We start from the raw sequence: 15,771 nt of genomic DNA on the forward strand, positions 1-15,771 counted from the left end.
AAGTCATTCTGAACTAATGTTCATAAAGCTTTGAAGGTGTCACATCTTTCGGTATCGGACAGTGATAGTCATTGTTTTCTCTAAATTGATGGAACTCTTCTTTGATAGCTTCCAAATCTTTTGGATTTGTTAATACTTGTAGTCCAGTCAATGCCATGGTTTCTGCAGCACGGAGAGTCCCTCTAAGCGCATAGCGGCTGAGTCCTTGAGTGGTCATTTGCCAAGTATGCAGATGGGTTCCGAGTGTCGAAGTTGATGATGTGAGTTGCGCCGTAGGAACAACCCAACTGACATCTGAGACATCAGTTGAACCTGAAAGAATGTCATTGGATGCGTGATAGGAAGAGATAGCATCCGATAAGTACTTTCCGGAAAATTCACGGCCGTCACCCACATAACCAAAACCCTTCATGGAATCTAAAAAGTTATCTTGTTCAGCTTCTGAGAGTGAAGACCATATGTCTTTAGCAAATGCGACTTCGTCTTTCGTCGGTTGATCAATATTAACGTCTTGAAAGTTGTTATATAAGATCTTTTCTAAACGACGATTAGGAATATAATTCGAACAGGCTTTATCAAACTCAATGGACAGTTCAGTGTCGGTCATTAATGCGGCACCCTCGGCTATCTTTTTCACTCTGTTGAAGATGTCATCAACTTGATGGACCCTTGGAGCGCGGATTAAATACAATACTTCTGCATTCGCCTGAACGACATTAGGTGAGATGCCCCCTGTATGTGTAACGGCATAATGGATACGCGCTTCTTGGATGATATGCTCGCGCAAATAGTTGACCCCCACATTCATTAATTCAACGGCATCTAATGCACTTCGACCTAAATGGGGCGCATTGGCGGCATGCGCTGAGACACCATTGAATTTGAAATACACTTGGTAATTGGCTAAGCTGGATAGGCTCATAATGGAATTGGATGGCGATGGATGCCAAGTTAATGCTGTATCGACACCGTCAAATACGCCTTCTCTTACCATGAATGTTTTTCCTGATCCGCCTTCTTCACCTGGACAACCAAAAAACTTGATCGTTCCATCTAGATGATGTTTTTCAAGATAGGCTTTGGCGGCGCAAGCAGCAGCAAAAGCACCCGTTCCTAGTAAGTTATGGCCACATCCGTGACCAACATCTCTATCCAGAGGCTTATAGCTGGTTGCGTTGGGTTCTTGACTTAAACCAGAGAGGGCATCAAATTCACCTAGAAATCCAATGACAGGTTCGCCACTGCCATAGGTAGCTGTAAAGGCCGTTTCAATATTAGCTACATGACGCTCTACACTAAAGCCCTGCTTCTCACATTCAGCAGCCAAGAACTCCGAAGAGGCATACTCTTCAAATCTCGTTTCAGGGTGGTTATAGATATATTCACTGACTCGCTCAAATACCCCTTGATTCATGCTTAGATAGTCTTCAACAAATGTTTTCATTGGACCTGACCCCAATCTCGTTTAAGAATAAAATTTATCAATCTGATGAATGACTCTCGTTTTCTATGAAAGCTTGTATGACCTGTGTGCCTTTGATTAATTCATTAATAGAGGTGGACTCCTCGGGGTGGTGGCTGATTCCATTTTTGCATGGAATGAAAATCAACCCTGAAGGCCATTTGTGAGCCATATTCATAACATCGTGACCAGCGCCACTATCCATGACTTGTGTTTGCAATCCTAACTTTTTGGAGGCGTCTATTAATTTTTGCATCACGTGGTCATCTAAAGTGACAGAGTTGTCGTTGACTAATGTTTGTATTTCTATAGACACATCATTGTTTTGTTCTATATTGAAACAATAGTCCTTAATGTTCTTTACAAAACTTTGCTTGGCGTTGTCGTCAACACTGCGAATATCGATGCCTAGTTCCACTTCTCCTGGAATCATATTCATAGCATTTGGCTTTAAATGGATGGTGCTGACCGTTGCAACCAGTGAAGGGGATTCATGTGTATGAGCTTTTAAAGCTTCCTCATTTATGAAACGAATCAAAGGTGATATGGCGACGAATGCATCTTGACGGCGATCCATGGGGGTTGTCCCCGTATGATTCGACATACCTATAGCTTTAATCATTAACCTTATAGGTCGGGCAACGCCATGGACGATACCGATATCTGCTTGAGCTGCTTGTAATTGCTCGCCTTGTTCGATGTGCAGTTCCAAAAAACATGCCAAATGGTCTTCAGGCAATGCCGCTTGCTCAATCTCGTCCCACTTCAATCCGAAATCTTCCATTGCTTGTTTGACTGTTATCCCATCACAATCAGTCACCTCAGCCAATGCTGCTTTTTCAAATTGACCAGATATAGCTTTACTTCCAAGCGTTGAAATCCCAAAACGGGCGGATTCCTCAGAGGCGAAGCAGATGACAGCAATATTTTTATGGGGGCGAAACTGTTTATCTTTTAAAATCTTAACCGCAGCTAATGCACATAACACCCCAGCCACTCCGTCATAGCCGCCACCGTTGTAGACCGTATCAAGGTGAGAACCCATGGCGATTGTTTTGGCCTTATGATCAATGTCCCATACAGCCCAGACATTACCGGCTTGATCTTGCGAAGTGACTAGACCGAGTTCTTGTGCGATGCGTACGAATGCTTGCTGGGCAGATGCCTCTTCTTCTGTGTATCCTAACCGTGAAAAACCTTCTGAATGATTCATATTGTGAGTTAGATTCAATTGGCATAACTTGTCTGCCATCCAAACGGCTAATTCACTCATCATTGATACCTCTGCTTTTGGAATGATTGTTCAAACACTGTTTAATAAGAGCTTTTTTCAGTTCGATACGTGCGATACTTTGAAACACCTCGCTTGATTATAAAAAGTCAACGCCTTTTAAATGATTATGAGTAGAGAAGGGCGATGATGTATGGGAAAAAACGTCAGGAGCATGGGCAACAACAGCCGTTGGAATGACTTGAGCCCCACTCTTGTGCTTATTCCACCCCAAGTATCCAACGGCATGATTACTAGATAAGCTAGTCTTTTTTTATCAGTCGGAATGGTTTAGGTCCATTGAATGCTTTATTAATACATACAATTGTGATAATTTTAAATTGTTATAATTAAACAAGTGAGGGGATCAAATTGTTTGATGGACGGTTGACCAAGGCTGTTTGGAAACGATTTGTGAGTGATGGAGTGATCGATTCCACAAGGATCAATAAGAGAATCGTAGAATCATGGTATCTATGCCGTAATAAGGGGGTCGACCCTTATCAAGGAGAAGGTAGTCACATTTTATCTAGTCAACAGCTCATGAACCGCAAAGAAAAAAATACCCTTCTTTTGGAACTGGCATTACCGTATTTGAAAAACTTGTACCCAAAATTAAAGGCGACTCATGCTTTACTATTGCTTATAGACCCTGAAGGTTATGTGATTAGGACGATAGGACATGAAAAGGCAATGGAGCAAGCGAAACAAATTAATTTCATCGAAGGGGTTAGGTGGACGGAAAATCAAGTAGGTACCAATTCGATCGGCACAGCCCTTCGCATAGACGAACCGATCAAAATTATCGGGACAGAACATTACGCAAAAGCTTCCCATTCGTGGGTTTGTTCCGCATCACCTATTCACGATGATGATGGGGAGATCGTTGGCATTTTAGATGTTTCGATCCCGATTGATAAGTCTGTTAAAGATGATGATGTGCTAGCTTCATTAGTGGCTACAGCATATAAAATTGAAAGACAATGGAAGATAAGAATGGATGAAGAAGAAGTGACCCTCCTTAAATATGCAACTGAACAACCGTCTACAAACAAACTTACGCTTGTTTGTAATCGAAAGGGTCAAATTATAAAGGCTAATCCAGCCTTTCGACAAGCTTACCAAAACTGGTCTCATACGACATTAGAACAGATCATGGCAGAGGGATTTCAGTCGGAAAAGCAAATACCTATTTATTCTCAGTCGCAGATCATCGGATACAAGATGGATCTGTATCGTGAGAAAAGAAAGATGCAGAGAAGCGGAAATAGGTATGATAATCTTAACTTTAAGGGTGTCAAGGGCGCCAGTGCCATTTTTGAATCGGTATTGCAGTATACGGAGAAGGCTTCTAAAACAGACGCCTCCATTCACATAACTGGTGCGACGGGGACGGGTAAGGAAGTGTTGGCACATACGATCCATTCGAATAGTGACCGCCAAAATGGGCCGTTCATCGCCGTTAATTGCGGTGCCATACCTGAGTCTTTAATAGAAAGTGAATTATTTGGTTATGCCCCAGGAGCGTTTACGGGAGCTAAGCGTCAGGGGTATAAAGGGAAAATTGAACAAGCGAATCATGGCACGTTGTTTCTTGATGAAATCGGTGAAATAAGTCCAACCATGCAGGTGGCCCTTCTAAGGATTTTGGAGGAAAAAAGCCTAACACCTATAGGGGGCATGAATCCCATTCCAATTGATATCCGATTAGTGACGGCAACGCATCAAAACTTGGCAGAGCTTGTTAAAACAGGTCAATTTCGTGCTGACCTATATTATCGGATTATGGTATTCCCTATACAGCTTCCTTCATTAGCGCAAAGACCTGAAGATATCCCCTACTTTATAGAATATTTTTGTAAGCAACATGATTGGCATGTATCTTGGGACGCGTCAATGATGAAGCCATTTCAAAATTATCATTGGCCAGGTAATATTAGAGAGTTATTCAATATATTAGAACGTCTGCGAATTTTGTACGGTGACCAATTACCTCAGATTGATGAAATCGAAGGGGTTATCCCTTCTACTGACTTATCTTCAAATGTATTAGAACCGACAACCTTATCTTACCGTGAACAATTGGAGTTAAAGAAAATTAAGCATAAGCTTGAAGAGACAAATGGCAATGCGAATGAAGCCGCCAAACAACTCGATATCCCCCGAAGTACATTTTACCGTAAATTGAAAAAGTATCACCTTTAATAAGCACTTGTGAAGGACAGTATGAGACACAATGAGACCCTCCCAATTTGTCTCACAATCTATAAAAATAAAACAGCGTTTTGAAAGCGTTTTAATATTGGCATGAAAATTGAATAGATGAAGAGAAGACACCGTGAGTTGCAATCGACTCACAAACACAAATGAGGGAGGATGAAAAAATGGCATTGTCTGAGACAAAGGAAGCAGTCATCCCCAAGGAACAAGTGCGATGGATGTATGAAAAAATGAATCAGATCCGCTTCTTTGAGGATAAGGTTCATGACATTTTCGAAACTGGGGTTTTACCAGGATTTGTTCATCTGTATGCTGGCGAAGAAGCGGTTGCAGTTGGTGTTTGCGCTCATCTAACCGAGAAGGACTCCATAACAAGCACCCACCGGGGACACGGCCATTGCATTGCTAAAGGTTGTGATCTGGACGGCATGATGGCTGAAATATATGGGAAAGTCACGGGCCTTTGCAAAGGCAAAGGCGGCTCGATGCATATTGCTGATGTGGAAAAAGGCATGCTTGGAGCGAATGGCATTGTTGGCGGTGGCTTTCCTCTTGCAGCGGGTGCAGGGCTAACCGCAAAACTTAAGAAAACAGGCGCTGTTGCTGTGTGTTTTTTTGGCGATGGAGCAAACAATCACGGTACATTCCATGAAGGCATTAACCTTGCAGCGATTTGGAATCTACCTGTCGTTTTTGTAGCTGAAAATAACGGTTTTGGAGAAGCAACACCTTGTTCTTATGCATCAAGCTGTAAGTCCATTGCTGATAGGGCTGTCGGCTATAACATTCCCGGGGAGAAGGTTGATGGGAAGGATGTCGAAGCGGTCTATGAAGTCGCGCAAAAAGCAATTGAACGTGCACGAAACGGAGAAGGCCCGACTCTAATTGAATGCGTCACTTACCGGATATTATGGCCATTTTGAAGGGGATGCTCAATCATATAAAGGAAAGGAGAAAGAACAGCATTTAACAGAATTAGACGCCATCCAAAAGTTTCGAAATAGAGTGTCAAATAGTCAAGTGATGTCCAATGAAGAACTGGATGAGATTGAAAAAAGTGCCGAAGAAGCTGTTGCCCAAGCGGTTGAATTTGCGGAAAATAGTGCCGATCCCGAAGTAGGTGATTTGTTAAACGATGTTTATTCTTCTTATCAACAATCTATAAGGGGTGAGCGATAATGAGTAGAAAGATATCTTTTGCCGACGCAGTCAATGAAGCTTTAAAAACAGCCATGCGGAAGGATAGCAATGTCATGATGCTAGGAGAAGATGTGGCCGGTGGGGCAGAAGTCGATCATTTGCAAGATGAAGAATCCTGGGGCGGTGTTATGGGCGTTACGAAAGGCCTTGTTGGTGAATTTGGTCGAGACCGTATTCTTGACACACCGATTACTGAAGCTGGATACATTGGGGCTGCTGCTTCCGCTGCTGCAACGGGAATGAGGCCTGTAGCTGAATTAATGTTTAACGATTTTCTGGGAAGTTGCTTGGATGAGGTCATGAATCAGACAGCCAAATTGCGTTATATGTTTGGAGGGAAAGCTAAAGTACCTGTCACCATTCGGACAATGCATGGCGCTGGGTTTCGTGCGGCAGCTCAACATTCCCAGTCTCTTTACGGTATGTTTACGGCCATCCCCGGTTTAAAGGTTGTTGTTCCTTCGACCCCTTATGATGCAAAGGGACTATTATTATCTGCCATCTTTGATGATGATCCGGTCATCTTTTTCGAAGACAAAACCCTCTACAATATAAAAGGTGAGGTACCAGAAGATGACTACCTCATTCCACTTGGCCAAGCAGAAATTAAACGGAAAGGGACAGATTTAACGATTGTCTCGATTGGTAAACAAGTAAACACAGCATTTAAGGCAGCCGACCAGTTAGCCAAGAAAGGCATTGATACGGAAATTGTCGATCCGAGAAGTTTATCCCCTTTGGATGAAGAGACGATTCTGTCTTCGGTGATGAAAACGGGACGGTTAATCATTGTCGACGAAGCGAATCCACGTTGTGGGGTTGCTGCAGATATTTCATCGCTTGTCGCTGACAAGGGCTTTGACTATTTGGATGCTCCCATTAAAAAGATTACGGCACCTCACAGTCCCATTCCATTCTCTCCTGTGCTAGAAGATGCTTATTTGCCATCTCCCGAGAAAATTATTCAGGCTGTGTCTGAAATGATTGAAGATGAATCAATCGTAACGTTATAAGATACCCCTTGGTTTGAAACTTGGGATTGGATTCAATCCAATCCCTCAACTTTTATTGTTCGGATGAGGAGTGAGCATATGGCAACCCAAATCATTATGCCTAAGATGGGTATGAGTATGGAGGAAGGTACGGTCGTTAAGTGGCTTAAAGAGGAAGGAGAGTGGGTGGAAAAAGGAGAAAGCGTTGTCGAAATTAGTTCGGAAAAAGTGGAAAAAGAGATTGAAGCCCCTGGAGACGGTTTTTTAATCAATATAAATGCGAATGAAGACGATATGGTCTCAGTTGGGCATCCGATTGCTTACATCGGAGAAGTAAATGAGAAAATTGAGAACGATTATCCTGTTTCTTCAACCACTGAATGGCAGGCGTCCAATAAGGAAGTGGCCGTTACGACTCAGGTTGAAGAAGCAAAAAATGATCCCTTGCCACAGGAATCATCCCGAAAGGTGCGCATTTCACCTGCAGCCCGCAAGTTGGCTAAAATAGAAGGGATAGATATTGATAGATTAACAGGAACTGGGCCGAAAGGGAGAATTACAAAAACAGATATTGAAAGGGAAGTATCAGCAAAGGGGATAGAGTCAAGTAAGCCTGAAGTGAGTCAATATCAATACCATAGTTCAGCGGTAACGGAGGAAAAAACTGAAGAGGCTAAAAAAAGGACGCCAGTTTCAGGGATGCGTAAAGTGATTGCCTCTAGGATGCATGAAAGCTTGCAACAAAGTGCGCAATTGACATTGACGGTTAAAGCTAATGCGGCGCAACTGGTACAACTTAGAGAGCAGATCAAGGACGACTTTGAGCATGTAGGCGATGAAGCTCATCTAACTTTAACAGATTTTATCGCAAGGGCTGTCGTAAAAAGTCTCCAATTACACAAGCGAATGAACAGCACTTACGAACATGAAACTATCTACACTTATGATCACGTTCATCTTGGGGTAGCCACAGCGCTGGATAACGGATTGACTGTCCCAGTTGTGAAAGAGGCAGAGACGCTTTCACTAAGCAACCTTTCAAAGGAGATTCGATCGATTACAACCAAAGTAAGATCTGGACAATATGAAACTGGAGATATAAAGGGATCGACATTTACAATCACCAATCTCGGTTCATCAGGGATCGAATTTTTCACGCCTATTTTGAACCCACCAGAAACTGGAATATTAGGAATTGGATCCATTCAACAATCTCCTGTTTACAACTCAGATGGAGAGATTGAACGCGGTTTTCTTTTACCATTAAGTCTAACTTTTGATCATAGAGTGCTGGATGGGGAGCCAGCTAGTCAATTTCTTCAGACAGTAAAAAAATATATTGAACACCCTCATATTCTAATGATATAAGGTGGTAAATGATTATGGCAGAGAATAAAGTTGCAGTTATTACTGGATGTCTTCGTTAATAATGCTGGGATCGATCAAGTGGCACCGTTATTAGAGGTCACAGAAAAAGATTTAGAATCAATGTACAAAGTTAATGTTTTCGGTACCCTTTACGGCATCCAAGCAGCTGCCGAGCAGATGAAAAAACAAGAGGGCCGTGGCAAAATCATTAATGCTTTCAGTATTGCGGGGCATAAAGGCTATAGTTTACTAGGGACCTATTCATCTACAAAGTTTGCCGTCCGTGGATTTACGCAAACGGCAGCACAAGAACTTGCTCAATTTAATATTAATGTGAACGCCTATTGTCCTGAAATCGTCGGAACATCGATGTGGGATCGTATTGATGACAAAATGGTTGACTATATGGATCTTGAACCGGGAGAAGCTTTCAAGCAGTTTTCTGAAGGAATAACCCTAGGTCGATCAGAGGAACCAACAGATGTTGCCAACTTTGTCTCTTATTTGGCTTCGTCCGATTCTGATTACATGACTGGCCAGTCTGTTTTAATTGATGGTGGCGTGGAATTTGTTTAAAAAATAATATTTGATGATAGACAAGTAAAAAAGGTAGCCCTGTTTTATCTATCTAACGACAAAACAGGGCTATTTTAAAACGTATGAAGTTAAAGGACACGGGACGAAGATTGACGGGATTTATTACTTGTCTGTTAGTGATGCTGAGTTCAGAAGGTGCATGGGATAATTGGGGAGCAGTTGAGTAATAGTAAGTGATTACGTACCTCGCAATTGCGGCTGCGAGGGATTGTTTTGTTCTTTTTGCACTCGGTTGAATGTGGTTGAAATGTCTAGTTTGTATTATAACATTGAAAGAAATACGGTAGGGGCTGCCTTGATTATAGGATTCAGTCAAGTGCCTCAATCATAGAGTTCGAAAGTACATGGCCAGAGGGCGAAATATTGCTGAAAAACATCTGGAAATTATCGGTAAAATCATAAGGAATGACCATCTGCCAACGCCTTCAACATGGGACGCTCAAGCTACGGATTCACCAGAAACTCCATTTTCAGACAAGCTATATTGCGACGATGAACGCTTCGGGGATCGGCCTATGGAGCGGCGATTGGTTAGAGCCAAGGGCTGATTTAGTTACAACTTACACACGGCTTACGCTGAAATTGCAGGCTATGCTGAAGATGCCGCAAAGATCATGATTAAAAATGGATGGACCTCCCCAAGCTCCGGATCGAGAGCAAATTAAAAACAATAAAGTTTAGGATCCTTTTTTATGGAAAAATTGATATGGAGCATTATCCTCCCGAGCATTGAACAGCTGTTTTCTAAAGGGGGGGGGGGGGGCACTCTTCATCCATATTATAATTCTAATCAACGTTCAATCGAACTTTAACCATTGTATTGAGCAGCACAGTAACAAAATCTATTAGAATTATACTCAAAATATTTCAAAAAAAATAATTAGTGTTACTTTTTTGATAAAATCATTGAAAATCTGTTCTGCCGTATTCTATAATCATGAATAATACAATATACAGACAAATATTAAGTGAAAGGATGGTTTTCCTTAACAAAGGGAGTTTATATCGCAAATATTCATTCTTTTGGAAGGATATTTGCATGCTCGTTTTCATTTTGTGAAGAGTATTTTGGTATTCCTTTCTTTGAAGAGGGGAGAATTTAGTGAAAACTAGAGGAGGAGTAAAGGTGAATAATTTTTTTAAAGGTTCTATCTTATATTTCTTTGTTTTAATTCTCATTTTATCCGGTTGTAGTTCACAGGATTCATCCGGCAGTCAAGATGGGAATAGTGAAAAGTATCCAACAAAATCCATTCAATTAATTGTCCCATGGGGAGCTGGTGGAGACACTGATGCCATTTTTCGCTTGGTGGCAAAAGGGTTAGAAAAACAATTAGACCAAACCGTTGTTGTTAAAAACGTCGAAGGTGGAAGTGGCACTGTCGGCGCACAAAAAGCATTAAATGCTGATAATGATGGATATACGCTTCTTGCTGGACATGATTCGATTGCCATGTCAAGGTTAGTCGGAAGTGCCGATTTCGGCTATTTTGATTTTGAACCAGTCGCATTAATGACCTCGACTTATGATGCTGTTGCAACAAGTCCTGAGAATCCGTGGGATAACATGGAAGATGTTGTTAAGGATGCTAATGAACACAATGGAGAGTTGTCATTTGCTGCGTCACTTGGTTCGACCTCTCAACTGGAACCTGCCCTAATTCAAACAGCCGCCGACATTAAATTCAATATCATAGGCTATGAAGGAACAGCAAAAAGAATGAAGGCTGTTGTTGGTAATCACGTTGATTTTGGAGGTGTTTCAGTTGTTGCTGGAAAGGAATATTTAAAAGACGACAAAATGAAACTTTTAGGGTATCTTGGCCCAGAAAGAAGCCCTATTCTCCCAGATGTACCTACTTTAAAAGAGCAAGGCATTGACGTTGTATCAGCGACAAATAGGGGTGTTTATGCTCCGAAAGGGACACCCGAATCTATTGTTAAAAAAATGAGTAAAGCTTTAAAAAAGGTTGCTAACAGTCAAGCTTTTAAGGATAAAATGAAATCATTAGGTACTGATGTCAACTATAAAGGTTATAAAGAGTTTAGTGATTTCTTAAATGAAAATCAGAAAAACATGAAAGACGCGCTTGAAAAAAGTGGTTTATCAAAACAATAATTTGAGGGATTCAAAATGGTAAAAGCGAAACGTGATTGCATGAATGCAATTCTGATTTTAGTATTTTGTGGCTTTGTTTATTTCGAAACTTTGTCAATATCAGCCCCGGCTTTTGGTAAAACCGGAGGGGCCTTTTTTCCGAAGATTGTTATAAGTATTGTTGCGCTGCTAGGCATTTGTCTCTTAATTAACAGCCTTTTTAGAATGAAAAAAGAGACAACAGACAAACTTAACCTTTCTATTCCTAAATTGATTAAAGAAAACAAAAAAGTGCTATTAACGTTTATCATCTTTGGAACCTATGTCGTATTGCTTGGATTGATTGGTTACATTATTTCAACCATGTTGTTTCTAATGACACTATATTTGTTGTTGACACCTAAAATACAAAAAGTTTGGATCGTTGGATTGGGGTATATTGTATTAACGTTAATCGTATTTTTTATATTTCAGAATATCCTTTCAGTATTTTTACCCAAAGGAACATTTTTTTAGGAGGTGATCATTTATGGAGAACGTACTTATGAGCCTTGAGACCATATTAAATGTACAAACACTGGTGATTCTCTTGATAGGTGTCACCGTCGGTATTATTGTAGGCAGCATTCCTGGTTTTACCATTACTATGGGTGTGGCGCTCACCTTGCCTTTCAGCTTTAGTATGGACCCTATTAATGGGATTGCATTAATGATGGGTGTACAAGTTGGGGGCTCTTCAGGCGGATTGATTACCGCATCTCTATTGGGAATACCGGGAACACCCTCCGCAATGGCGACAACCTTTGATGGTTATCCAATGGCACGAAACGGTCAACCGGGGAAAGCACTGGCCATTGGTCTAGGGGCATCGTTTGTCGGATCAATTATTGCAGGGATTATTTTAATTTTTATGGCACCACTACTGGCACAATGGGCAACTGAGTTTGGCCCTTGGGAGTTATTTGCCCTTATGCTTTTTGGATTAAGTGCGATCGCCAGTCTGGGTGACGGTTCTTTAATCAAAGGACTAGTTGCTGGTGGCCTTGGTTTAATGTTTGCCCTTGTAGGGATTGATCCACTTCAGGGGACACCGAGGTTTACTTTTGGTTTTACTCAATTACAGGCTGGCTTTAACTTTTTACCGGTATTAATTGGTCTTTTTGCGTTCTCTCAATTGCTAGGGGATATCAAAAAACCACCCAAATCTTATCAAGTTGATAAAACAACTGAAGTGTCTTATTCCTTTACGAAAACGGTCGGTGATCTATCAAGATCTTTTGTCAATCTGATTCGTTCAAGTTTGATAGGTACATTTGTAGGGATTTTACCGGCGGCAGGTGGGAGTATTGCAAACATTTTAAGTTATGATGTAGCAAAAAAGTTTTCTAAAATCCCCCATAAATTTGGTAAGGGTATAAAAGATGGACTTATTGCATCTGAAGCTTCCAATAACTCATCGGTAGGCGGCGCATTAGTACCTATGCTGGCGTTTGGTATTCCCGGAGATGCAGTGACAGCGATGATGCTCGGTGCCTTACTCATTCACGGCATTCAGCCAGGTCCTTTATTGATGGAAACACAACCCATTTTAGTCTACGGTATTTTTATCTCATTTTTCATAGCGACCATTTTCATGTTGGTTGTTCAGATCTTTGGCATTAAAGTGTTTTTAAAAATCAATCAAATTCCGCAACATTATTTGATTCCAACTATTTTATTATTATGTGCCCTTGGCAGTTTTGCTATTAATAACCGAGTTTTTGATATATGGGTATTGTTGTTATTCGGAATCATTGGTTATTGGATGAAATCAAACGACTTCCCACTCCCACCATTTGTTTTAGGTGTTATCCTTGGACCAATGGTCGAGACGAATTTACGTCAAGCCATCTCGACTGATTCTAATTTGTTGTTGTTTATTACAAGGCCAATATCAGGTGTGTTAATTGGCTTAGCCGTCTTATCTATGATCTATTCGATTTATAGTAGTGTAAAAACACGTCATGTGGCAAATTCTAACCATAGTCCTCCTGAATCAAAAGTTTTATAAGTGTTAACGAAACGACCGGAAGACACGCAAAATATCGAAATGAATTTCTCTCGGTGTTTTTAGTTGAATGAATTTTATAACACTGAACCTTTACGGCTGAAGGGATTTTAAGCATAAAAAAATGGAGTGCCCCCCCAAGTCAGGGTTCAAAGGCTTAGAAGAAAATCTTTAAACAATGCACCTTCATAAAACAGATCAATGCTTATTTCAAGGGATATTTTCAGCTCAATAATGTTCATTACCGTACCGGAAAGCGTATTTTTGACATCGTAATGCTTTTTAATGCTTCAAATTAGCCTGTATTTGTCTTAGTGTATTGTTAAATCAACCAGTTGTTTAACACCTATTTTGATTCATCGTCACTTTCTGTAAAAAGTGATAATTAACACGAAAAACTCGCTATTTCCTAGCATCCTTTTAGTAGTCAAAACTTCGAGGGAATAGCGAGTGAAAACTAACATATAAGTTTACCACAAGAACTGCCGGAATTTGAAATTTTAGGGTGAGAGATCTTGATCTATTTGAACACCACATATATTTATGGGTTCACGCCAAGCGTTTTCGGTGTTTTAAATTGCTAGGAAATCTTTAGTGATTATATCAACCCATTCCAAAAGGCAACTATCAGACGAATCGGTTACGGCAACATGTTTTCGATATGTGCCAAGATAGCACCATTAGTTATGTCAGTCTCAACTGAAGATGAGTTATGAAACAATCGAGCGATTGACTATGATGTGGCTAACCAAACACTCACTGAGAGGGAACCCTCACCTGTGATTGGTATTGATGAAATGGCCATTTTAAAAGGGCATAAGTATGAAACGGTGGTGACGGATATTTTAACAGGCCAGGTTCATCAAATGGGCAGAAACCGTAAGTATCAGTCGATCATCGACCTGTTATAACTAATTCAGAATTTTAAATGAAAATAAAATTGATGAAGAACTTATTTTGAATGGATAATTAAGATTGTCTGCTTCAAGAATAAATCTATGAAAACGGAGTTTTGAATAAAAAGGCTCTCCAAAACGATGCACCGTTCATTTCCCACAATCTCGGCGTTAAATATAATTGTTTAGGTTTCAATATCGCATCGATATTAATGACATCTGTAGATATCAAGGCTATGAAAATCAGGAAATAGCAAATTGCCATTTGTATAAACATATCAGATAACCGTTTGTATGTTGGCGGTCATGAAATCTTGTCTGAGAAAATAACACTTCACTGTTCCCATCAATTTTCTTAAAATATTGCGTTCCGGAATTCTTTTTACCTGCTATATGTTTTCAGCCGCTGTCTTCAAATAAAGTGCAATAATCAATGAAATCTTCGTGTTTCTTTAAGTGTCTGTAATCAACTTTGATTACAGTGTATTCTGGTTCTGTGGAACGGAATTTATATCTGAAAGATGCATCTTCCAACTGATACCCTTCTTTAGCCATCTCTCTTAACCATTTTTCTTCTTTATCATAGTCAATGAAACAACTTATATTTTCTCATCGTACTCCCTCCAAGTTTATAAATTCAAGAGATCTTTGGTTGTGTTGATCATATGCTGCATTCTTTGTTACAACAAGTTTTCAATGGCCCCGTAAATGTGCCTTACGCGATTTTAACCTGATTACTGCTTAGTTCCTCAACCTTTTGCATAATAAGGTATCTGTGGGCATGTTCTAATAATGATTAATAAAAATTGCTCTCTTTCTTGGATGTTTGATGATTTTAATGGAGCAAAGCTGTTTAATGTGTTTGCAGGAGGTGCAGGAAGATGAAGCAGGCGTTAAGAGCGAAAATGTTAGGCTTTTATGATTTAATCTTGGCTGCGGGTGCAGTTTGGACGGGTGCCAAGATGACCAAGTGGACTGAATATCCAAATTTGTGGGCTTCAAGACTTCCTTTTGATAGTTGGGTTATGCCCGGTGTCCTTGCAATCCTTATATTTGGATTGGGGAATTTGATCGCTGCGATCCTTTGTTTGCAAAAGGAACATAACAGATCATGGATAGCCTCCGCTTTTATGGGAGGGCTATTCTTTTTGAGTCTGATTTTTCAAGTGATTATTTTAGGGGAATGGTATCTTGCGACAGTAGAGTTTTTGATTTTAGGCTTTATTCAGTTATGCCTGAGTGGCTATGTCTTTGTTGGCTATAGACAAACCTAAATATAATCTTCGTTTAAATAAAATAGGCTCACTTCCTGAATAGGTTTCAGCGCCCGTATTGTACATAAGGTCCATTTGTTGATTAGTCGAGTTCGCCAAAAGAGGGGTTTCTTATGAATACATTAAAGTTAGCTTTAAGTATATTGATCATTGTCATTTGCGTTTCAATCATTGCTCAATTAATTAGAACGATAAGTTCGAATATAGATCCTGTGGGCAAGATTGTGAGTCTTTATAGAAAGTTATTCAAATCGTAACGTTAAGCAGGAAATTGTTGAATGTCTTTTGGCTTTTATAATAAAGCCATGAGGTGGGATACTCAGGAAGCCGAACCATAAGATATGAAA

General features: G+C 40.4%; 12 protein-coding genes and 3 pseudogenes. 11 read left to right on the forward strand and 4 right to left on the reverse strand.

Annotated features, from left to right (window positions below; genetic code table 11):
• Positions 1 to 13 precede the first annotated feature (13 nt).
• Together B9Y89_RS08065 and B9Y89_RS08070 are read right to left on the reverse strand one after the other, a co-directional pair.
• Complete coding sequence (locus B9Y89_RS08065) at positions 14 to 1,444, reverse strand: amidohydrolase (protein ID WP_085522716.1); 1,431 nt, start codon at positions 1,442 to 1,444, stop codon at positions 14 to 16.
• A 37-nt stretch (positions 1,445 to 1,481) separates the two neighbouring features.
• On the reverse strand, positions 1,482 to 2,735 hold the full coding sequence (locus tag B9Y89_RS08070) for a M20 family metallo-hydrolase (RefSeq protein WP_085522717.1): 1,254 nt from the start codon (positions 2,733 to 2,735) through the stop codon (positions 1,482 to 1,484).
• 369 nt (positions 2,736 to 3,104) lie between these two features.
• On the opposite strand from B9Y89_RS08070, the gene B9Y89_RS08075 reads away from it, so the two are divergent.
• From B9Y89_RS08075 to B9Y89_RS18765, 10 genes and pseudogenes are all read left to right on the forward strand, one after another.
• A complete protein-coding gene (locus tag B9Y89_RS08075; protein ID WP_085522718.1) occupies positions 3,105 to 4,937 on the forward strand; it encodes a sigma-54-dependent Fis family transcriptional regulator in 1,833 nt (610 codons plus the stop codon).
• 179 nt (positions 4,938 to 5,116) lie between these two features.
• Positions 5,117 to 6,131 (forward strand): annotated as a pseudogene (locus B9Y89_RS08080) (thiamine pyrophosphate-dependent dehydrogenase E1 component subunit alpha).
• Complete coding sequence (locus B9Y89_RS08085; RefSeq protein WP_085522719.1) at positions 6,131 to 7,165, forward strand: alpha-ketoacid dehydrogenase subunit beta; 1,035 nt, start codon at positions 6,131 to 6,133, stop codon at positions 7,163 to 7,165. Before B9Y89_RS08080 ends, B9Y89_RS08085 begins: the two are co-directional and overlap by 1 nt.
• A gap of 78 nt (positions 7,166 to 7,243) precedes the next feature.
• Positions 7,244 to 8,512 (forward strand): dihydrolipoamide acetyltransferase family protein, encoded by a 1,269-nt coding sequence (locus B9Y89_RS08090; protein ID WP_085522720.1) that lies wholly within the window; start codon positions 7,244 to 7,246, stop codon positions 8,510 to 8,512.
• Positions 8,513 to 8,554: 42 nt separating this feature from the next.
• Positions 8,555 to 9,088, forward strand: a pseudogene (locus B9Y89_RS08095) (SDR family oxidoreductase); the annotation flags it as partial.
• A gap of 365 nt (positions 9,089 to 9,453) precedes the next feature.
• Positions 9,454 to 9,657: a DUF3231 family protein gene (locus B9Y89_RS08100; protein ID WP_085522721.1), complete on the forward strand. Its 204-nt coding sequence runs from the start codon at positions 9,454 to 9,456 to the stop codon at positions 9,655 to 9,657.
• A 578-nt stretch (positions 9,658 to 10,235) separates the two neighbouring features.
• Positions 10,236 to 11,228 (forward strand): tripartite tricarboxylate transporter substrate binding protein, encoded by a 993-nt coding sequence (locus B9Y89_RS08105; protein ID WP_085522722.1) that lies wholly within the window; start codon positions 10,236 to 10,238, stop codon positions 11,226 to 11,228.
• Between the two features lie 15 nt (positions 11,229 to 11,243).
• Positions 11,244 to 11,723, forward strand: coding sequence for a tripartite tricarboxylate transporter TctB family protein (locus B9Y89_RS08110; RefSeq protein ID WP_085522723.1), 480 nt, complete (start codon positions 11,244 to 11,246; stop codon positions 11,721 to 11,723).
• 13 nt (positions 11,724 to 11,736) lie between these two features.
• Positions 11,737 to 13,257 (forward strand): tripartite tricarboxylate transporter permease, encoded by a 1,521-nt coding sequence (locus B9Y89_RS08115; protein WP_085522724.1) that lies wholly within the window; start codon positions 11,737 to 11,739, stop codon positions 13,255 to 13,257.
• A 737-nt stretch (positions 13,258 to 13,994) separates the two neighbouring features.
• On the forward strand, positions 13,995 to 14,165 hold the full coding sequence (locus B9Y89_RS18765) for a transposase (RefSeq protein WP_139822755.1): 171 nt from the start codon (positions 13,995 to 13,997) through the stop codon (positions 14,163 to 14,165).
• A gap of 384 nt (positions 14,166 to 14,549) precedes the next feature.
• On the opposite strand, the gene B9Y89_RS19585 is transcribed toward B9Y89_RS18765, so the two are convergent.
• Both B9Y89_RS19585 and B9Y89_RS08125 read right to left on the reverse strand, forming a co-directional pair.
• A complete protein-coding gene (locus B9Y89_RS19585; protein ID WP_369596726.1) occupies positions 14,550 to 14,753 on the reverse strand; it encodes a DUF2812 domain-containing protein in 204 nt (67 codons plus the stop codon).
• Positions 14,754 to 14,833: 80 nt separating this feature from the next.
• Positions 14,834 to 14,946 (reverse strand): annotated as a pseudogene (locus B9Y89_RS08125) (PadR family transcriptional regulator); the annotation flags it as partial.
• An 85-nt stretch (positions 14,947 to 15,031) separates the two neighbouring features.
• Here B9Y89_RS08125 and B9Y89_RS08130 point away from each other — a divergent pair.
• Positions 15,032 to 15,424: a hypothetical protein gene (locus tag B9Y89_RS08130; RefSeq protein ID WP_085522726.1), complete on the forward strand. Its 393-nt coding sequence runs from the start codon at positions 15,032 to 15,034 to the stop codon at positions 15,422 to 15,424.
• Positions 15,425 to 15,771 lie beyond the last annotated feature (347 nt).

This window comes from Tuberibacillus sp. Marseille-P3662 (assembly GCF_900178005.1).
GTDB lineage: Bacteria > Bacillota > Bacilli > Bacillales > Sporolactobacillaceae > Marseille-P3662.

Excerpts from the sequence above, each read along its gene's own strand:
- B9Y89_RS08065 (WP_085522716.1), bottom strand. The coding sequence starts at position 1,444 with ATGAAAACATTTGTTGAAGACTATCTAAGCATGAATCAAGGGGTATTT.
- B9Y89_RS08070 (WP_085522717.1), bottom strand. The coding sequence starts at position 2,735 with ATGAGTGAATTAGCCGTTTGGATGGCAGACAAGTTATGCCAATTGAAT.
- B9Y89_RS08085 (WP_085522719.1), top strand. The coding sequence starts at position 6,131 with ATGAGTAGAAAGATATCTTTTGCCGACGCAGTCAATGAAGCTTTAAAA.
- B9Y89_RS08090 (WP_085522720.1), top strand. The coding sequence starts at position 7,244 with ATGGCAACCCAAATCATTATGCCTAAGATGGGTATGAGTATGGAGGAA.
- B9Y89_RS08100 (WP_085522721.1), top strand. The coding sequence starts at position 9,454 with ATGGCCAGAGGGCGAAATATTGCTGAAAAACATCTGGAAATTATCGGT.
- B9Y89_RS08110 (WP_085522723.1), top strand. The coding sequence starts at position 11,244 with ATGGTAAAAGCGAAACGTGATTGCATGAATGCAATTCTGATTTTAGTA.
- B9Y89_RS08115 (WP_085522724.1), top strand. The coding sequence starts at position 11,737 with ATGGAGAACGTACTTATGAGCCTTGAGACCATATTAAATGTACAAACA.
- B9Y89_RS08130 (WP_085522726.1), top strand. The coding sequence starts at position 15,032 with ATGAAGCAGGCGTTAAGAGCGAAAATGTTAGGCTTTTATGATTTAATC.